The sequence below is a fragment of the Desulfomicrobium aestuarii genome (assembly GCF_055385525.1).
Map to the genome: position 1 here is coordinate 3,042,192 of NZ_AP042427.1, position 18,709 is coordinate 3,060,900.

Annotated in this window: 19 protein-coding genes and 2 tRNA genes; 13 read left to right on the top strand and 8 right to left on the bottom strand. The window is 64.4% G+C overall.

Translation table 11 applies throughout. The annotated features are described in order from the left end of the window. Positions 1 to 28: 28 nt before the first annotated feature. The 4 genes from atpE to ACZ5AC_RS14070 are packed head-to-tail and all read right to left on the bottom strand — an operon-like array spanning position 29 to position 1,769. On the bottom strand, positions 29 to 352 hold the full coding sequence (gene atpE, locus ACZ5AC_RS14055; RefSeq protein ID WP_028577814.1) for an ATP synthase F0 subunit C: 324 nt from the start codon (positions 350 to 352) through the stop codon (positions 29 to 31). A gap of 58 nt (positions 353 to 410) precedes the next feature. Then, entirely contained in the window at positions 411 to 1,115 is a 705-nt protein-coding gene (atpB, locus tag ACZ5AC_RS14060; protein ID WP_464248204.1) for a F0F1 ATP synthase subunit A, read from the bottom strand. Between the two features lie 2 nt (positions 1,116 to 1,117). Further along, positions 1,118 to 1,459, bottom strand: a complete 342-nt coding sequence (locus ACZ5AC_RS14065) for an ATP synthase subunit I (RefSeq protein ID WP_464248205.1) — start codon at positions 1,457 to 1,459, stop codon at positions 1,118 to 1,120. A gap of 46 nt (positions 1,460 to 1,505) precedes the next feature. Further along, on the bottom strand, positions 1,506 to 1,769 hold the full coding sequence (locus ACZ5AC_RS14070; RefSeq protein WP_464248206.1) for an AtpZ/AtpI family protein: 264 nt from the start codon (positions 1,767 to 1,769) through the stop codon (positions 1,506 to 1,508). 259 nt (positions 1,770 to 2,028) lie between these two features. On the opposite strand from ACZ5AC_RS14070, the gene ACZ5AC_RS14075 reads away from it, so the two are divergent. Next, on the top strand, positions 2,029 to 4,464 hold the full coding sequence (locus tag ACZ5AC_RS14075) for a Lon protease family protein (protein ID WP_464248207.1): 2,436 nt from the start codon (positions 2,029 to 2,031) through the stop codon (positions 4,462 to 4,464). A gap of 41 nt (positions 4,465 to 4,505) precedes the next feature. Here the strand turns inward: ACZ5AC_RS14075 and ACZ5AC_RS14080 are convergent, their stop codons facing one another. After that, positions 4,506 to 5,813, bottom strand: coding sequence for a TolC family protein (locus ACZ5AC_RS14080; RefSeq protein ID WP_464248208.1), 1,308 nt, complete (start codon positions 5,811 to 5,813; stop codon positions 4,506 to 4,508). A gap of 490 nt (positions 5,814 to 6,303) precedes the next feature. On the opposite strand from ACZ5AC_RS14080, the gene ACZ5AC_RS14085 reads away from it, so the two are divergent. From ACZ5AC_RS14085 to ACZ5AC_RS14100, 4 genes are all read left to right on the top strand, one after another. Beyond that, positions 6,304 to 6,379 (top strand) — tRNA-Phe (locus tag ACZ5AC_RS14085). A 167-nt stretch (positions 6,380 to 6,546) separates the two neighbouring features. Beyond that, positions 6,547 to 6,622: transfer RNA gene (locus tag ACZ5AC_RS14090), tRNA-Phe, on the top strand. A 143-nt stretch (positions 6,623 to 6,765) separates the two neighbouring features. Beyond that, a complete protein-coding gene (locus ACZ5AC_RS14095) occupies positions 6,766 to 7,353 on the top strand; it encodes a hypothetical protein (protein ID WP_464248209.1) in 588 nt (195 codons plus the stop codon). A 109-nt stretch (positions 7,354 to 7,462) separates the two neighbouring features. Then, entirely contained in the window at positions 7,463 to 8,659 is a 1,197-nt protein-coding gene (locus tag ACZ5AC_RS14100; protein WP_464248210.1) for a GAK system CofD-like protein, read from the top strand. Between the two features lie 75 nt (positions 8,660 to 8,734). Here the strand turns inward: ACZ5AC_RS14100 and ACZ5AC_RS14105 are convergent, their stop codons facing one another. Then, on the bottom strand, positions 8,735 to 10,123 hold the full coding sequence (locus ACZ5AC_RS14105; protein ID WP_464248211.1) for an HAD-IIB family hydrolase: 1,389 nt from the start codon (positions 10,121 to 10,123) through the stop codon (positions 8,735 to 8,737). Positions 10,124 to 10,356: 233 nt separating this feature from the next. Here ACZ5AC_RS14105 and ACZ5AC_RS14110 point away from each other — a divergent pair, with 233 nt between their 5' ends. Beyond that, positions 10,357 to 10,533, top strand: a complete 177-nt coding sequence (locus ACZ5AC_RS14110) for a hypothetical protein (protein ID WP_464248212.1) — start codon at positions 10,357 to 10,359, stop codon at positions 10,531 to 10,533. A gap of 5 nt (positions 10,534 to 10,538) precedes the next feature. Here the strand turns inward: ACZ5AC_RS14110 and ACZ5AC_RS14115 are convergent, their stop codons facing one another. Then, positions 10,539 to 10,727: a hypothetical protein gene (locus ACZ5AC_RS14115; RefSeq protein WP_464248213.1), complete on the bottom strand. Its 189-nt coding sequence runs from the start codon at positions 10,725 to 10,727 to the stop codon at positions 10,539 to 10,541. Between the two features lies 1 nt (position 10,728). Beyond that, on the bottom strand, positions 10,729 to 11,163 hold the full coding sequence (locus tag ACZ5AC_RS14120; RefSeq protein ID WP_464248214.1) for a hypothetical protein: 435 nt from the start codon (positions 11,161 to 11,163) through the stop codon (positions 10,729 to 10,731). A 450-nt stretch (positions 11,164 to 11,613) separates the two neighbouring features. On the opposite strand from ACZ5AC_RS14120, the gene ACZ5AC_RS14125 reads away from it, so the two are divergent. From ACZ5AC_RS14125 to ACZ5AC_RS14155, 7 genes are all read left to right on the top strand, one after another. Further along, positions 11,614 to 12,420 carry a 2-amino-3,7-dideoxy-D-threo-hept-6-ulosonate synthase gene (locus ACZ5AC_RS14125; RefSeq protein ID WP_464248215.1) on the top strand — a complete coding sequence of 269 codons (807 nt, stop codon included), beginning with the start codon at positions 11,614 to 11,616 and terminating at the stop codon, positions 12,418 to 12,420. Positions 12,421 to 12,429: 9 nt separating this feature from the next. Further along, a complete protein-coding gene (locus ACZ5AC_RS14130) occupies positions 12,430 to 13,398 on the top strand; it encodes a 3-dehydroquinate synthase II family protein (protein ID WP_464248216.1) in 969 nt (322 codons plus the stop codon). Then, entirely contained in the window at positions 13,395 to 14,513 is a 1,119-nt protein-coding gene (pheA, locus tag ACZ5AC_RS14135; RefSeq protein WP_464248217.1) for a prephenate dehydratase, read from the top strand. Before ACZ5AC_RS14130 ends, pheA begins: the two co-directional genes overlap by 4 nt. Continuing rightward, on the top strand, positions 14,510 to 15,856 hold the full coding sequence (gene aroA / locus ACZ5AC_RS14140; protein WP_464248218.1) for a 3-phosphoshikimate 1-carboxyvinyltransferase: 1,347 nt from the start codon (positions 14,510 to 14,512) through the stop codon (positions 15,854 to 15,856). The genes pheA and aroA overlap by 4 nt, the downstream gene beginning before the upstream one ends. After that, positions 15,846 to 16,625 carry a prephenate dehydrogenase/arogenate dehydrogenase family protein gene (locus ACZ5AC_RS14145; protein ID WP_464248219.1) on the top strand — a complete coding sequence of 260 codons (780 nt, stop codon included), beginning with the start codon at positions 15,846 to 15,848 and terminating at the stop codon, positions 16,623 to 16,625. The genes aroA and ACZ5AC_RS14145 overlap by 11 nt, the downstream gene beginning before the upstream one ends. A 111-nt stretch (positions 16,626 to 16,736) precedes the next feature. Further along, positions 16,737 to 18,149 carry an anthranilate synthase component I family protein gene (locus tag ACZ5AC_RS14150; protein ID WP_464248220.1) on the top strand — a complete coding sequence of 471 codons (1,413 nt, stop codon included), beginning with the start codon at positions 16,737 to 16,739 and terminating at the stop codon, positions 18,147 to 18,149. Beyond that, positions 18,124 to 18,708, top strand: a complete 585-nt coding sequence (locus tag ACZ5AC_RS14155; RefSeq protein WP_464248221.1) for an anthranilate synthase component II — start codon at positions 18,124 to 18,126, stop codon at positions 18,706 to 18,708. The genes ACZ5AC_RS14150 and ACZ5AC_RS14155 overlap by 26 nt, the downstream gene beginning before the upstream one ends. The last annotated feature ends 1 nt before the right edge of the window (position 18,709 follow it).

Here is an 18,709-nt window from a genome sequence, read left to right on the forward strand (position 1 = left end):
CGATACCTCCCCTTTATCACGCAAGCAGTTAGCCGACGAAGGGGTTGGCGAACAGCAGGATCAGGTTGACGACCAGGGCGTAAATGGCCAGAGATTCGATCATGGCCAGACCGATCAGCATGGTCACGGTGATCTTGCCGGAAGCTTCGGGGTTGCGGGCGGTGCCTTCGCAAGCAGCCTTCAGGCCCAGGCCCTGAGCGATACCGCAACCGGCGGCGGCGATGGCCATGCCGAGGGCGGCGGCCCAGGAGATGGTGGAGATGACTTCAGGAGCGGCTTCGGCAGCGAAAGCGCAGGAAGCGACGGCGACCAGAGCGACAGTGGCCAGAACGGAAACGAACTTCTTACCCATGATGAAAAATCCTCCAAATAAAGTATAATGTTTTGGTCGAATGACCATTTCCCCCGAATTAGTGAGCCTCTTCGAATGCGCCCTTCAGATAGAGCATGGACAGCATGAAGAAGACGAAGGCCTGGATGACGTCGGCCAGCATGAACAGGAAGTACATCGGAACCGTGGAGACGATGGGCGCCAACATGAACAGCAGGGCCAGAACGATGTCCTCACCGCGGATGTTTCCGAAAAGACGCAGCGACAGCGACAGCATGCGCGCGAAGTGGCCGATGACCTCGATGGGGAACATCAAGGGAGCCATCCAGATCATGGGGCCGGTAAAATGGTGGATGTAGTGGGTGCCATGGATCTTGAAGCCCCAGTACTGGTAGTAGACGAAGACGAACACGGCCATGGAGGCGGTCGTGTTGATGTTCGCCGTGGGAGCGTCGTTACCGGGGAACAGGCCACCCAGGTTGCAGGTCAGGATGTAGATGAAAAGCGTCGCCAGAACGGGAAACACCTTCCGGCCGTCCTCGCCCATGTTCGCGACCACGAAATCCTCCAGACCGCCGATCACCATCTCGAAAAAGTTCTGCAGCCCTCTCGGGACCAGCGAAATCTTCTTGGTGGCCATGGTCGAAACGAGAATCAGGATGATCATGAATGTCCAGGAGTAGAGGACATTGCCCGGTATCAGGCTGTGGCCGTGCGCATCGACGAGTCCAATGGCCTTGACCGCTTCCTCGACTAGAAAAATAGGATGTAAACCCCCTGCCATCTTTACGCCTCCTTAGAAGTTTTCCCCAAAATTTGTGACATTCCCCAAAGCATAATATTTATGAGAACGGTTGAAAAACCGATCAGCAACCAAACTACCGAGGAACCGTTCATGACGACCAAGGCGTAGATGGCCAGGGCCGTCAAGGCGAGGCGTCCGTAGAAACTGAACATCTGGACCGCGACGGCGCCCTTCTGCACGTACACCAGTTCCTGGATCAATCGGGCCAGGGCCAGAAAGTTGACCGTCCCGAGCACCACCCCGGCGGCGAAGTCCACCCCGCGGGAACCGAGCGCCAAGGCCGGCACCGCGGCGAAAAGGAAGTATACCTGCTGGGCCGCCATCCTGCGCACCTCGGGCACATGATACCCTCGTGCGTACAGAGCGCGTTCAATCCTTTTCGTCAGCGCTCGGAGCATCGGCTTCCGCTTCCTTTCTCTGGATCCGCCCCATTTCCCGGAACATGTTCCTGTAGCCGGCGATAATGCCGAAAATCAGGAAAAGGAGCGTCAGCCAAGGCTTTGTGTCAAAAAACTTGTCCAGATAGTAGCCCATCGCCATGCCCACGATCACACCGGACACGAGATGTATCCCCATCATGGAAGCTAGACCCAATGACTGGAAATGCTTATTTTTTTTCTTACCGAAAAACATTGGGTCATCTCAAAGGGCAACCAGGGCCCAATCATTCGTGCAATAAATCACAAACCGAAAAAGGGGCTAACACAGCCCCCAACTTCGCGTCAATCAAAGTTTTCAGCAAAAACGAATTCTCCGCCCTGTTGTCCGCGGCCCCATGCTCCCCGACGCCCCGCGGGGCGCGCGACTCACCCGGGCCGGCTTGCAAGCCGCCTTCATTCGCACTATGCCCACACAAAATCAATAACCGGGGCCTCCCCCGCACCGAGCACCGATGAAAAACACTTCCGAACTCAAAGCCCGCCAGCTCACCATAGAGCCCAACCCCAGAAGAATCCTGCGCGGCGCGGACATCCGCAACGACGTCAACCCCGTCTGCCTCTTCCAGAACAGGGCCCGCAAGGCCCTTGAGATGTCCCTGTCCATCCCGGGCCTGGAATACAACATATATGTCGCCGGCGAACCCGGGCTTGGCCGGACCTACCTCGTCGAGAACTTTCTCCTGCCCCAGGCCCGCACCGCCCCCACCCCGCCGGACCTGGTCTATCTGAACAATTTCGAGAATCCGGACAAACCGGTTCTGGTCAGTCTGCCCGCCGGGCAGGGCAAGGTGTTCAGGGAAAACATGCAGCGCATGGTCAAACGCCTGCGCCGCGATCTCCCCCGCCACTTCGAGCAGGCCACCTATCTGCGCCTGCAGAACAAGCTGTTCACCAAGCTCGCCGTCGTCCGCGACGACCTGATGGACAAGATGGAGGAGGCGGCCCAACGGAAAGGGTTCAGCCTGAACATCGACGAGGCGGGCGCCGTCTCCCTGACCCCGCTCATGGACGGCAAGGTCCTCAGCTCCGAAGACTTCGAACGCCTTGACTCCTCGCGCAAGAAAGTCATCAAGGACCAGAGCAGCTCCGTACTGAACACCATTGCCGATCTCTCGCGCCAGGTGAACCGCAGCGAGCAGGAATTCCGGGCCAAGGAACTGCAGCTGGCCCAGGAACATGCGGCGGGCCTGGTGGATCGTCTGCTCGGCCCCATCCGCAAGAAATTCGCAGACAGCAAGGCTCTGAAAGCCTACTTCGACGCGTTCAAGGAAGATGTGCTTGAGAACCTGTCGCACTATCAGGGACGCCAGGAACGCGAACAGCGCTCGCCGTCGGACCAGCAGGGCGAAAACATTTCAGAGTCCTATTTCCAGCGCTACGACGTCAACCTCTTCGTGGACAACTCCGCCCTGACCGGCGCGCCCGTGGTCAAGGAGATCAACCCGGGCTTCTTCAACCTTCTCGGCTGCATCGAACGCGAGACCGAATGGGGCACGTACTACACGGACTTCTCCCTCATCCGGGCCGGCGCCGTGCACCGCGCCAACGGGGGGTTTCTCATCCTGCGCGTGGAGGACCTCCTGGCCCATCCCGTCGCCTGGGAGGGACTGCTCCGCTGCCTGCGCAACCGGCATTCGAACCTGGACGACCCCACGGACCATTACGACATCCTGCGGACCAGGACCATCAGCCCGGACCCCATCCCGCTCTCCCTCAAGGTCATCCTCATCGGCGACGACGAGACCTACGAACTGCTGTACATGCACGACGAGCGGTTCCGAAAGATATTCAAGATCAAGGCCCATATCCAGGACACCGTGGAGCGCACGGCCGAGTCCATCACGGGCTACGCCCAGACCCTGGACCGAGCCGCCCGCGAAAGCGGCCTGCGCGGCTTCACCAAGGACGCCTACGCGGAACTGGTCGACTACTCCACGCGCATGGCCGAAGACCGTGAACGCCTCTCGCTGCACTTCTCGCACCTGCGGGAGATCATGATCGAGGCCAACGCCATCGCCGCGGGTCAGGACAGGAAGACCATCGACGCCCACATCGTCAAACAGGCCCTGGACGAACGCGAGTACCGCACCAACCTGTATCAGGAGGAATTTCTGCGCGAGTACGACCGCAAGTCCATCAAGGTCCGGACCCAAGGCGAAGGAATCGGCGTGGCCAACGGCCTTTCCGTAACCCAGGTCGGCGACTACGTCATGGGCCTGCCACACCAGATTTCCTGCACCGTGGGCGTCGGCCACGGCGGCATCATGGACCTCGAACGCGAGGCCGAGCTCGGGGGCCCCATCCACACCAAGGGCATGATGATCCTCAAGAGCTACTTCGTGAACCTCTTCGCCCGCAACAAGCCCATCGTGCTCACGGGGAGCCTGTGCTTCGAGCAGAGCTACGCCCACGTGGACGGAGACTCGGCCTCGGGCGCCGAGCTGGCCGCACTGCTCTCGGCCCTCTCGAACGTGCCCATCCGCCTGGACCTCGCCTTCACCGGGGCCGTGTCCCAGTCCGGGGCCATCATGGCCGTGGGCGGGGTGACCCACAAGGTGGAAGGGTTTTTCGAGGTCTGCCGTCGGCGCGGGCTGACGGGAAGGCAGGGCGTCCTGCTGCCCCGGGACAACATCGTGCATCTGGTCCTGCGGGAAAACGTCCTGCAGGCCGTCAGGGACGGACAGTTCCATATCCACCCGGTGAGCACCATCGAGGAGGCCATGGAGATCCTGACGGGCATGCGCGCCGGTTCGCGCCTCGCGGACGGCCGTTTCTCTCCGAAGTCCCTGTACGCCGCCGTGGACGACAGACTTTCCGAGTTGGCTGTCCTGGCCGACAAGAAGTGCTCCATGCCCCGGCGCAAGGGCGCAAAAAAGCCCGGGGCCTGATGGCGCCCGGGCTCTGACGTTTCGCCGCAGCGTATGGCCCGCTAGCGGGGCAGCAGTTCGGGATTCTTCTCGCCCATGGCGCCGTAGAGACCGGCCACCGCCCGCTCGTAGGCGGACAAGGCCCCGTTCAGGCTCGCTTCCGCCTGGGTCTGGGCCGCCTGGGCGTCGAGCACGTCCGTGTTGGTGCCGACCTGGGCCTCGTACCGGGCCACGGCCATGCGATAGCTCTCCTTGGCGGCGACGAGGCCTTCCTTGGCGGCGGCGATGCGCTTCTCCGTCTCCTCTATCTGCAGGAAGCTCTCCTTGACCGCGAACGTCGCCTCGTTCTCCAGGTTCTGATATTCCTGCATGACCCGGGACACGTTCTTCTGCGCGCTCTTTTCCGCGTAGTAGGTCTTGCCCCACTCGAAAAACGTCCACTTCATGCCGACCTGAGCGTTCCATTCGCTGGGGGTGTGATAGTCCCCGCCGTTGACCGCCGGGTCATCGCCGGCCCGGGCATAGTTGAAATCGGCCCCGACCTGCGGGTAATACGGCACCGCGGCCAGTTTGGCGTCCTTCTCGGCCACCATGACGGTCTGACGGGCGATGATCAGATCCGGCCTGTTCTTCAGCGCCCTCTCCAGACAGTCCTCAAGGCTCAGATTCACGGGAAAATACTCCAGCGCGCCGACATACTCCACGTCCGCGTTGGCGTTCCGGCCGATCAGGGTGTTGAGCTGCGCCGAGAGTGTATCGACGCTGTTCTGGGCAGCCAGCAGAAGCTGTTCGGCCGTGGCCACGTCCACCTGGGCCTGCAGCATGTCGAGCTTCGGGCGCAATCCCACCTCGTAGAAGGCGGTATTGACCTTCAACTGCGAACGCAGCCTCACCAGGGCGTCCTCGGCGGAACGCACGTTCTCGCGCGCCTGGAGGAGCCTCAAAAACGCATCCTGGATGGCGACGGTCAGCTGCAGTTCGGCGTTGTCGATCTGCGAGGCCGCCTGCTCCTTTTGCAGCAGGGACTTCTCGTAGGTCGTCAGCAGGTTGAAGCCGGTGAAGAGGGGCTGGTGCACGTTGAAGGCCAGCTCCCAGTTGTCCAGGGAGCCCACGGTCCGACCGAAGGACATCGGTCGTTCGTCAAGGCGCGTGTACCCGTACTGCGTGCTGAGCGCAGGCCCGAAGGCCGCCTTGGAGGACTTCACGGCGTAATCGGCCGCCATGAGCGCCTCGCGCGCGGCGAGGATGGACGGGTTGCCCTTGAGGCCGGCCTCAACCGCGTCCTTCATGGTCATGGTTTCTGCCGCAGCACCCTGAACGGTCAGGACGAACGCGAGGACGGCGAAAACGCAGATCTGCGTCATTCTCATAGTGATTACTCCAACATCGGTTGACTGCGAAAACGGACGGCGCATGGCTGAACCTCTACCTCTCTCGCGGGAAAAAGGCCACCGCAACGGGCACGCCAAGACTTGTGAAGAAAAGAACTTGAAGTCAAGCAAGTTTTGCCATATATTTTCGGATCAGATCAATATCAAGAGGAGGCATCCCATGTTTTCAGGACTCATTCTCGGCCTGGGTCTCGGCATCGTCGGACTGATCGTCTACTTCCTGCACAAGGAACACGGCCCCACGAAGCATCACTAAAATCACGCCAACCGCGATTTCCGCCCCGGTTCACAAGCCTGAAGGATTTCCGAATCCACCAGACGCTCGTTCACGTCCCGCAAGGCATCTTTCGGCGTCTGCACGAGACACGGGACAGGGTTTGAAGGCTTTTTGGCCGGAAATGCCGGTGGAACGAAAATTCTTGCTTGCCTTCGCCCTAAGCTTTGCATAAAAGCGCTTCTCACCCAACGCGCCGGGGTAGCTCAGTCGGTAGAGCAGGGGACTGAAAATCCCCGTGTCGGCAGTTCAACTCTGTCCCCCGGCACCACGAGATCAAGGCCGCTCAACGAGCGGCCTTTTTCCTTTGCGGGAAGCGACGGCACGGCTCCGCTTGCCCCGGACCCGCATCCTGGTGAGTGGATGCGCAAGTCAAGAAAAGTGCTTTTTTCGACTTGCCAAAGGCCGACGTTTTCCATAGTAACGGACTTCCGTTGCGCCGGGGTAGCTCAGTCGGTAGAGCAGGGGACTGAAAATCCCCGTGTCGGCAGTTCAACTCTGTCCCCCGGCACCATGTACGCAAGGCCGCTTTACGCGGCCTTTTTTCATTTTCGGGCCTTGATCAAGCCACGCCGCCGCGCGCCACGGTCTTGACGAACCCGCCGCATCGACCTACCGCCTCTCCATGCGCAGCTTGCGATTCAGGAGACTTTGGCCATGAACATCACTCAACGCAGCTACTCCACCACCATCACCTTCGACTTCGAACAGGACGCCCTGACCTACACCAGGGCCGACGCCTACGGTTCCCATTCCTTTCAGCTGCCTTACGGCTCCATCGGCATGGACCCGCGCATGACGTCGGAACGAAACGGCACGCTCTTCAGCGGCGCGATCCTGCTTTCGGCATGGGGCCTGGCCCAGGCCGCCTACACCATGATCCGCGGCGATCTCCTCGGCGCCATCTTCATGTTGCCGGGAGGACTGTGCTTTCTGCTGCACGCCGCACTCAAGACGAACATCACCTCCCTGAGCTCCGATGAAGGCGAAATCGCCATCATGCATGACGGAAACTTCGAACGCATCATTTCGGAAATCCGAGAGCGCAGGAAAAAGCAGCTGCTGGACTGGTACGGCAACATCGACTTCGCCAACGATCCCGAAGAGGAAATCCAGAAATTCGAATGGCTGCATTCCCAGCGGCTCATCACCTCGGACCAGTTGCAGCGCATCGTGAACACCATCCGCAACGCCGACACCGGCGACCAGGACCGGTTCGAGGATCCCGCGCCGCCGCACCAGTAAGCCCGCGCGCATCCCTCGACAACCGCAAGGCCGGACACCTAGCGGGACGCTTGGACGGCTCGCCGCCGCGGGCTTGTCCACCAGCGGCCCCTCGTCCGTCGGAAACAGCATGACCAGAACCGCCATCCCCATCGCCCGGGAAATCCGCATTCCGGACCCGGCACGCGTCGCCAGGGCATTACGCGCCCCGGACCTGGGCCCCCGCATCCTCTTCTTCACCGGCGGCACGGCGCTGACGGAAACGAGCCGCGCGTTGGCCGGGTACACCCACAATTCCATCCACCTTGTCACGCCGTTCGACTCCGGCGGCAGTTCGGCGGTGCTGCGCCGACACTTCGACATGCCGGCCGTGGGCGATCTTCGCAACCGGCTCATGGCCCTGGCCGACCGCACCCGGCACGGGTTCCCGGAAATCTACGACCTCTTCGCCCACCGGCTGCCCAAGAGCGCACCCCCGGCACAGCTCAGGAACGAACTGGTAACCCTGGCGCACGGCAGCCATCCGCTCATCGCCAAGGTTTCGGTCCCGTTGCGAGATACCGTGCGGCACCACCTGCAGATCTTCCAGCAGGCGGCCGGCCCGCAATTCGACCTTCGCGGCGCCTGCATCGGCAACCTTTTCCTTACTGCCGGCTACCTGGAGAGCGGGCGGAATCTCGATCCCATCGTCGGCATCTTCTCCAATCTCGTGCAGGCGCGTGGCCAGGCAAGGCTGCTGCTCGACTCGAACCTGCAGCTGCGAGCACTGCTGGAAGACGGCAGGGACGTCATCGGACAGCACCTCATCACCGGCAAGGAAACAACGCCGTTGAGCAGCGCCATCGCCGAACTGAGCCTCGTGGACCAGGCCTTGGGCAACGCACCCGTTCGCCCGCCGATCCGCGAGGAAATCCGGGACTGCATCGGCGGCGCGGACCTCATCTGCTACCCCATCGGCAGCTTCTACAGCTCCCTCGTCGCCAACCTGCTCCCTGCCGGAGTGGGCACGGCCATAAGCCGGACGCCCTGCCCCAAGGTCTTCGTCCCCAACACCCTGCCCGACCCGGAAGCGACCGGCCTGACCCTGGCGGACCAGGTACGCACGCTGCTTCGCCATCTGCGTGCAGACGCCCCGAACGCCATCGCCATCGAAGACGTGCTTGACGTCGTTCTGCTCGACCCGTGCGCCGCCTATCCCGACTCCGAGAACCCGGAACGCGAGCTCGCATCCCTGGGCCTGCGGATCATCAAGACGCCCCTGACGGTCCCCGAAACCGGCTCCATCGACCCCCTGCTGCTCAGCCAGGCCCTTATCTCCCTGGCGTAAGAAAGAAGGCCGACACGCTCCGGGAACGCATCGGCCTTGCAGCACACGGAAAGGCGGCGCAACACCCGCCACCCGTCAAATCATCATGTCCGAGCGCAACGCACGCCACCCGCCGCCTGCGCGCAGATAGTCGAGGAAGCCGGCCACGCCGTCGGCTTCGCAGCGGCCGATGGTCCAGTCCGCGCCGAGCCTTGCGCCTTCGGTCGCCCCGCCCACGGCAGCGCAGGCGCCGCACATGGCGAACATGGGCTCGTCGTTTTCCGTGTCGCCGATGGCGATGGAGTGCAGGACCGGCCAGCCCCGCCCCTCCATGACCGTACGCACGGCCAGGCCCTTGTTCCCGGATTTGGGGAGAAACTCGAGGAAATGCCTGTCGCTGCGGCAGCAGTCCACACCCAGTTCGGCCGCCAGCCGCCGCAGCTCCGCCTCCCGCCGAAGGTCGTCGCCGTCCGTGATGCACAGAATCTTGAAGACCCGGCCGGACAAGGGCGTACGCACGGGCCTGATTTCCGCGTAGCGGTCGAAGACCTCGTCCAGGGCGCTGTCCCACATGCGGCCGGGTTCGATGCCGTCCTCGCGGTAGATGGCGATGATCAGGCCCATGCCTTCGAGGGCGGCGCGCAGTCCTTCGGCCGCCTCCCCGAGATGGGCCAGGACCGTCACCCCGTCAGCGCCCAGCAGGCAAGCCCCGTTGGCCGCGACCTGCACGGATGAAAGCCCGAGTTCCCGGACCAGCGGCCGGATGCTCAGGGGGTGCTTGCCCGTGGCCAGGGAGAACTCCCCTCCGGCCTGCCGGTACGCGCCGACAGAGGCCTTGGCTGCATCCGACAGACGGTCGCCCGGCCGGATGAGCGTGTTGTCCACGTCGCAGAAGACCCAGGGCAACGGGCGCTCCAGCCCCATTTCCCCGGCCTGCTCCAGGAACCAGTCGCGCACTTCCCCGACCATGATCCCGGCCCGGCGGACCTTGTCCGTGTTGTGCGGGTTGCGCACGGCGATGTCCTGGAACCGCCTGGCAAAGGACACCCTGCCGCCGACCCCGGCCGCGCGCCAGTCGGCCACGGTCACGGCCCGCACCAGCCAGTCGGCCTCCGAAAGCGGGGGCCGGAGGACGTATTCCTCGGTCACGCCGGGAAACCTCTCGGTTTTTCTGTCCGCCTGGGAGTGGCGCAGCACGCCCTCCACGACCCAGGGGTGTTCTCCCTGGCCGTCCAGAAAGAGGGCTCCGTCCAGGGGGTGGTAGCCGAAACGGCGCAAGGCCGGCGCGTAGCCGATATCGTGCAGCAAGGCGGAGCGTTCGAGCAGGGCGCCGCGCCCGGCCTCAAGGCCGAAGACGGGCCGCAGGTCGCGGGCAAAGGCCGCCGCGTCCCGCATGTGCGCCAGCCGAGGCTCGTGGCCTTCGAAAAGGCTGTCCAGGGCGCATATGTCAAAACCCGGAGTCGTCCGGGTGAATGTCTGTGGCATGTGATTTCTTGGTGATGAAGGTTGGTGGTGTTCCCGGAGTGTCGCAGGACGCGGCAGGGAAAGGCATTTTGCGTTTACTTTCAGATGGATTCGACGTATTGTTATTAGGTTGTGCAAAGGGTTCGCGTCATGAGCCACTGTTCAAAATTCCGCGCCGGACGTGAGCCGCATCAGCGCGCGGGGCATTCGCACCCTGCGGACGCTAGGCCTTTCCTTCCAACACGAGGATCACCATGGCTTCAACACCGAGTCTTTTCATACGCGTCCTCCAGGCCATCATCCACCGGGTCTGGGCCGTCCTTTTCTTCCTGACCGCCTTTTCCCTGGCCACCCTGGCCAACCACTGGTGGGACGCCATCGCGAACGCCAGCCGTCTGGCCATGTCCGCCATCGAACTGCTCCGCCAATAGCGGGGTCAGCCCTCTTCGTCCACCAACCGTTCCGCAGAGTGGATTTCGTTCCACGCGGCAGAGCCGGGGGTCGTCTCCCTCATGCGGGGGCGGACCCGGCCGACGGGCCTGGACTCGGTCGCCTCTTCCTCGATCCGGCGTCTGGCCTCGAAGTTCCCAAGGATTCCCTCGGCTTCAACGATCTTCCCGCTCATGTCAGATATCCAGGGCTTCGGGGACGCGCTCGGCGTGGGTGATGGACAAGGCGTCGGGGCCGGTGTGCGGTGCCGCGGCGGGGACTACTCGCGGCTGTTCGGCAAAGGGGTGCGGCTCATCTGCCGTGAGCGGCGCGGAAGGCGCCCTCGGCGCAGCGCAGATATCCCCGAGACCGGGGAGGGGCCGTACCTGCTGCGAAATTAAGGGCTGCTGACAGACGGCAAACGCTTCGGCATTCCGATACGGATGCGCCGGGCATGCGGGCTGGCCGCCCATGGGCCTGTCGGCGCTGCATTCATTCACCGCTTCGTCGTCCCCCGCGCAAACCAGACAGAAATTCCGGATGCATTCCTGCAACTCCGCGTCGTTCCCGCACTCCTCCAGACGACAGGCATGCAGGGGACAGGAAACCTGGGCGCATTCCCTGACACGCATCCAGCTCTTCCCCTGACACCACAGACAAATCCTTCGGACGACTCCGGACATTCCTTTCCTGGCGGCCATGCGCACCACTCCTTGGTCCTGGCGGAACGAACCGCTACGACATTACGCATGAAAGCCACGCGCAGCAACGCCTAAATGCATGCGGATTCCGTCCGGGGCGCAGGCGCACGAAGATCGGCAAAAGAAAAATGACCGGCGGTCATAAAAAGCCCTTGACAGCACGTCGCCAACCTGAGTAGTCACGCAATCGTTATGACAAACTTCTCCCTCAATCACAGCCTGTACTTTTTTTGGTACTTTTATTTTAGCAGAGCCTGTGGTCTGAGGGGACTGCTTTAGCCATATTGACGAAAGCACGACAACCAAAGGGCCGCAGGCGACAAGCCGGCGGCCCTTTTTGATTACGGACCGCCGAAAGCCCGGCCGCAACCGGAGGACATCATGAACATCGGCAAAAGCGTACGACTGGAACGCATCTTCAACCGCAACACCGGGCGCAGCATCATCGTGCCCCTGGACCACGGGACCACCGTCGGCCCCATCGCCGGTCTGGTGGACCTGCGCGAAACGGTCAACAAGGTCGCCGAGGGCGGCGCCAACGCGGTCCTGATGCACAAGGGCTTGCCCCGCTGCGCCCACCGCGGCCACGGCCGCGACGTGGGCCTCATCATCCACCTCTCGGCCAGCACGACCCTCTCCCCCTTCCCCAACGCCAAGATCCTGGTCAGCTCCGTGGAGGACGGCATCAAGCTCGGTGCCGACGCCGTGTCCGTGCACCTGAACCTGGGCGACGAGTCCGAACGGGACATGCTGCGCGACATGGGCGAGGTGGCCTCCAAATGCAACGAGTGGGGCATGCCGCTTCTGGCCATGATCTACGCCCGCGGCCCCAAGGTGAAGTCCGAATGGGACCCGGCCACGGTGGCCCACTGCGCCCGCCTCGGCGAGGAACTCGGCGCCGACGTGATCAAGGTCGTGTACACCGGCGACGTGGATTCCTTCTCCAGGGTGACCGAAGGCTGCTGCGTGCCCGTGGTCATCGCCGGCGGCCCGCGCATGGACTCCCCGCGCGACATCCTGCAGATGGCCCACGACTCCATCGTCGCCGGCGGCGCGGGACTGTCCATGGGCCGCAACATCTTCCAGGCCGACGACCCGACCCGGCTGGTGCAGGCCCTGCACGCCGTGGTGCACATGGACTACAGCGTCGACCAGGCCCTGGCCCTGCTCGAAGAACCCAAAATCTAAGGCCGGGACATGAAAAACGTACTCTTCTGCGCCGTGCCCTTCGACAAGGGCGAGGTCACCCTGGCCCTGGAGTCCGGAGTCGACGCCGTCATCACGGAGCGCGAGCACGTCGCCGCCGTGCAGGCCCTGAGCAAGACCCCGGTCCTGGCCGTCGAGGACCAGCCCTACGTCCTGCTCGACGGCAAGGCCGACGAGGAGGAGGCCGTGCGCCTTCTCGCCCAGGGCAGGGACGTCATCCTGCGCGAAGGATGGGAGATCATCCCCGTTGAGAACATCCTGGCCCAGTCCGACCGCCTGGCCGTCGAGGCATCGAGCCTGGAGCGGGCGCGCCTGGCCGCTGGCATCCTCGAGCGCGGCGTCAAAACCGTGGTCGTCCTGCCCTCGGCCGCGGCCGATCTGAAGGCCATCGTGCGCGAACTCAAACTGAGCCAGGGAACCATGGAACTGGAAACCGCCACCGTCACCGCCGTGACCTCCGCCGGCCTCGGCCACCGCGTCTGCGTCGACACCATGAGCCTTTTGAAATCCGGCCAGGGCATGCTGGTCGGCAACTCCAGCGCCTTCACCTTCCTGGTCAACGCCGAGACCGAGTCCAACCCCTACGTGGCCCCGCGCCCCTTCCGCATCAACGCCGGCGCCGTGCACGCCTACGCCGTCATGCCCGGGGACCGCACCACCTATCTCGACGAGCTGAAAACCGGCTCCGAAGTCCTCGTCGTCGGCGCCGACGGCTCCACCACCCTGGCCACCGTGGGTCGCTGCAAGGTCGAAATCCGGCCGATGCTGCTCATCGAGGCCGAGTGCGGCGGCAAAAAGGGCACCGTCTTCCTGCAGAACGCCGAAACCATCCGCATGGTCCGCGCCGACGGCCGCCCGGTGAGCGTGGTCGACCTCCAGGTCGGCGACAAGGTGCTCTGCCGCACGGACCAGGCCGGGCGGCACTTCGGCATGCGCATCACCGAGGAGATCAGCGAATGACCTCCGCCACGCAGCGCCTGACCGAGATCCGCGAGCAGATCGACGCCCTGGACGAGAAGCTTCTCGACCTGCTGAACAAGCGCGCGGCCCTGAGCCGCGAGGTGGGCCAGATCAAGTCCGACTCCCTGGACATCGTGTTCAAGCCCTTCCGGGAGAAGGAAGTGCTGAACCGCCTTCTGGCCATGAGCCCCGGCGTCCTGCCCGAAGACCACCTGCGCGCCATCTACCGCGAGATCCTGTCCTCGTCGCGCCGCCTGCAGCAGCCCCAGACCGTGGCCTACCTCGGGCCCGAGGGCACCTTCACGCACCTGGCGGGCCTGGAGTACCTGGGACGCTCCATGGACTTCACCCCCTGCCCGACCCTGCACGACGTGTTCCTGACCGTGGCCTCGCGCAAGGCCGACCTGGGCGTCATCCCGCTGGAGAACTCCCTGCAGGGCAGCGTCGGCCAGAGCCTGGACCTCTTCCTGCAGTACAACGTCTACATCCACGCCGAGCTCTTCAGCCGCATCAGCCACGCCCTGCTGGCCACGCGCACGGACCTGGCCGCCATCCGCACGGTCTACTCCCACCCCCAGGCCCTGGCCCAGTGCTCGGGGTGGCTCAGGACCAACGTGCCCCAGGCCGCCGTGGTCCCGGTGGAGAGCACCGCCGCCGCGGCCGCCCGCGCCGAGCGCGAGGGCGAAGGCGCGGCCGCCATCGGCCACCCGCGCCTGGTGGAGCGCTACGGCCTCAAGGCCGTGGCCCTGGACATCCAGGACCTGCCCGACAACTGGACGCGCTTCCTGGTCATCGGCCCCACGCCTACGGTCGGCAGCAGCCGCGACAAGACGTCGCTGCTCTTCACCACGCCCGACCGTCCCGGCGCCCTGGCCGCGATTTTGAACCTGCTGGCCGACCAGGGGCTCAACCTGACCAAGCTGGAGTCACGGCCGCTCAAGGGCGAAAAGTGGAAGTACGTCTTCTTCATGGACGTGGAATGCGACCTGTCCCAGGAACAGTACGAAAACACCATGAAGCACCTGACCAGCCTCTGTCACACCATGCGCGTGCTGGGCAGCTACCCCACGGGCCCGCACCTTTACGGCGCAGGCATGCCCCAGGAACAGTCATGAACGCCGTCATCGACATCACCGCGCCGTCGTCCAAGTCCCTGTCGCACCGGGCGCTCATCTGCGCGTCCCTGGCCGAGGGCGAGTCCCTGCTCGAAGGCGTCCTCGACAGCCAGGACCTGACCCGCACGGCCCAGTGCCTGCGGCAGCTCGGCGCGCTCATCGAACCGCGCGAGGACTTGCTTTTCGTGCGCGGGACCGGCGGCAGGGCCTTGCCTGACGCTTCGGGCATCATCTCCATGAACGTGGGCGAATCGGGCACGACCTGCCGCCTCATGGCCGGCGTGGTCACGGCCATTCCCGGCGCCTACCGCGTCCACGGCGAGGGACGCATGCACGACCGGCCCGTCCGGCACCTGACGGACGCGCTCATCCAGCAGGGCGTGGACGTGGCCTTCGAGGAGAAGGACGGGTTCCCGCCCGTGGTCCTGACCAGCCGGGGCCTTGCGGGCGGCGAGGTGACCATCAACCTGGAGCAGAGCAGCCAGTACCTCTCGGGCCTGCTTCTGGCCGCCCCCCTGGCCGGGGGGCCGACCGTCATCCGGCTCATGGGCCGGACCATCGCCTCCTGGCCCTACGTGGCCCTGACGCTCGATTCCATGGCCCGCTTCGGCGTGCCCGTGGGCCTTGAGCGCCGCACCACAGGCGGCTGGACGCCCTGCGCCCACGCCGACGCTGCAAACCTTCCGCCCGTGGACATCCGGCTCGTCGTCCACCCGGCGCCGTACCGGTCCGGCGCCATGCGCGTCGAGGGCGACTGGTCCAACGCCTCCTATTTCCTGGCCGCCGGGGCCGCGGGCAAAAAGCCTGTGCGCATCGCCGGCCTGAACCCCGATTCGGCCCAGGGCGACCGGTTCATGCTCGACATCCTGGCCCGCATGGGCGCCCGCGTGGAGTGGGACGGCGACGCCGTGACGGTCTTCCCGTCCCCCCTGCGCGGCGCGAGGATCGACATGAACGCCTGCCCGGACATCGTGCCCACGGTGGCGGCCATGGCCGCCTTCGCGACCGGCGAGACGGTCATTTCCGGCGCGGCGCACCTGGCACTCAAGGAATGCGACCGCATTGCGGGACCCGTCGCGGAACTGTCCAAGGCCGGAGCGGACATCGAAGCCAGGCCCGACGGCATGGTCATCCGCGGCACCGGAACTCTCCCGCAGCGTAGCGTCGACCTGTGCACCTACGGCGACCACCGCATGGCCATGAGCCTGTCCCTGCTGGAACTGGCCGGTATCGCCGTGCGCCTGGACAACCCCGGCTGCGTGGCCAAGTCCTTCCCCGGATTCTGGGATGTGTGGGCCAAGGTCCGCCTCGGCAACGGCATCGGAGCGCATCATGCTGCGTGACGCATCCTCCCCCGTGGTCGTCATCGGCGCCAAGGGTCAGATGGGCGCGCGTTTCGTGCGCGCCTTCCGCGACGCCGGGCACCCGGTCACGGAATTCGACCACCCGCTGGACCAAGGCGCCTTGCCGCAGGCCGTGCGCCAAGCCGGGCTGGTGCTCCTGTGCGTGCCCATCACGGCCATGCGCGAGGTGGTCAAGGTCGTTGCCCCGCACCTGACGGAAGAGACGATCCTGGCCGACATCTGCTCCGTGAAGGTCCAGCCCCTGCACGAGATGCTCGACGCCACCACTACGCCCGTGGTCGGCACGCACCCGCTTTTCGGCCCCCAGACACTTGACGCGGAGCTGCGAATTGCCGTAACTCCAGGGCGTGGCCGGGAAGCGACCGATAATCTATCGAACTGCTTCCGCAACCTGGGGTTCGCCCCCTTCACCACGACGGCCGATGAGCATGACCGTGCCATGGCCTACATTCAAGGACTCAACTTCGTGACAACCGTCGCCTACCTTTGCGCCTCCCCCCTGGAAACCGGAATCGAGCGGTTCTTCACGCCCTCGTTCGGTCGGCGCGTCGAGGCGGCCACGAAGATGATCACCGAGGACGCATCCCTCTTCTCCACCATGTTCGAAGCGAACCCCCACAGCCTCGAGGCCGTACGCATGTTCCGTTCGTACCTGAACGTCGCCGCCGGCGGCGATCTGGAACTGCTGAGCCAGAAGGCGCTTTGGTGGTGGCGCAAGCAGCATGACGCAGGGGGACCCGCTTCCTGACGGCATGCAGTGCCGTCGGTAAAGGTACAAAAGGCTTGAAAGGCCGGATCCTCCTGCAGGATCCGGCCTTTTTTTTATCCGAAAAATGCAACGATCGACGATGGAGACACCATGATCACCCTACCGCAACAGGGAACCTGGCTCCCGGCGGACACCCAGACGCCCATCTCCCTGTACCTCACGCTGGTGCGGGACAAGCAGGGCTTCCTGCTGGAGAGCACCGAGGTCGACGGCCGCCTGGGCCGCTACAGCCTCATCGGCTGGGACTACCGGATGATCCTGTCCTGCGTGGACGGCAGGCTCGACGTGCAGAGCTACGACCCGCGCCTGCATCCATTGAAGGAATTCAGCGGCCGGGAATACGTGCAGGGCCTGCGCGACTGCCTGAACGCCCTGACCGTCACGGGCCCCGAGAACCTGGGCAAGCTCCCGGCCGTGACCAGGAGCGTGTGCGGCTACATGGCCTACAACATGGCCGGCATCTTCGAGCCGGCCCTGGCCGACCGGCTGCGTCCCGAGGAAGGTCGGTCCATCATGGTCCTGCCGGGCAAGGTCATCCTCTTCGACCACCTGCACCACCGCTGCTGCTACCTGACGCTCGATTCGACCACCAACCTGAACGGCTGCCAGCGCCCGAGCACCCCGGCTCCTCCGATGGTCGGCGCCATCTCGACCACGCCGGGACATGACGAATTCCTGTGCCGCGTGCGCAGGGCCAAGGAGCTCATCACCGAGGGCGAGGCCATCCAGATCGTGCTCTCGACGCGCTTCTCGGCCCCCTTCACGGGCTCGCCCTTCGAGCTGTACCGCAGGCTGCGCCAGATCAACCCCTCGCCCTACACCTTCTTCATGTCCTTCGGGGACCTGACGATCATGGGCTCCTCGCCGGAACTTCTCATCCGCTGCGAGGACGGTCTTCTCCAGCTGCGCCCGATAGCGGGAACCCGCGTGCGCGGCGCCACCGAGGCCGAGGACCAGGAGCTGGCCGAGGACCTGCTGGCCGACGAGAAGGAGCGGGCCGAGCACGTCATGCTCGTGGACTTGGGCCGAAACGATCTCGGCCGCATCGCCTCCCCCGGCACGGTACACGTCGACAGGTACATGCAGGTCGAACGCTTCTCCCACGTCATGCACCTGACCTCCTACCTCTCGGCCCGTCTGGCCGAAGGGCTCGACGCCATCGACGTGCTGAAGGCCGGCTTCCCGGCCGGCACGGTCTCGGGCGCGCCCAAGATCAGGGCCATGCAGATCATCGCCGACGAGGAGAAGCTCGACCGCGGCCCCTACGCCGGCGGCATCGGCTGGATCGGCCTGGACCAGGGGCAGGTCAACCTCGACACGGGCATCACCATCCGTTCCCTGTGGGTCGAGAACGGCCAGATCCACTGGCAGGCGGGCGCGGGGCTGGTCTTCGACTCGGACCCCGAAAAGGAATGGCAGGAGTGCCACAACAAGGCCAGGGCAATTTTAAAGGCCATCACCAGCACCGGAGGCGGCGATGATTTTACTGATAGACAACTTTGACTCGTTTACTTTCAACCTGGTTCAGGTTTTCCAGTCTTTGGGCGCAAACCCCTTGGTGCTGCGTAACAACGAGCCGGAAATCCTTGACCTGGCTTTGAACCCGGACCTGCGGGGCGCGATCATCTCCCCCGGCCCGAGCCACCCCCGCAACACCGGGCTGTGCCTGCGGTTTCTGGACCTAGTGCCCCGAACCACGCCAATACTTGGCGTGTGCCTCGGCCACCAGACCCTCTCGCACCACAGCGGCGTGACCGTGGGGCAGGCCCGGCGCATCATGCACGGCAAGACCTCGGACATCCGCCACGACGGGACCGGCCTCTTCGAAGGCCTGCCGAACCCCATGCAGGTCGGCCGCTACCATTCCCTGGCCGTGCACGAGGACGGCCGAACGGACCTCCCCTTCGACATCACCGCCCGCACGGAAAACGGCGAAGTCATGGCCCTGGCCTTCCGGGACCGGCCATGGGTCGGCGTGCAGTTCCACCCCGAATCCGTGCTCACGCCGGACGGCCCGAAGCTTCTCAAAAACTTCCTGAACATGTGCGACGCCAAGGAGTAAG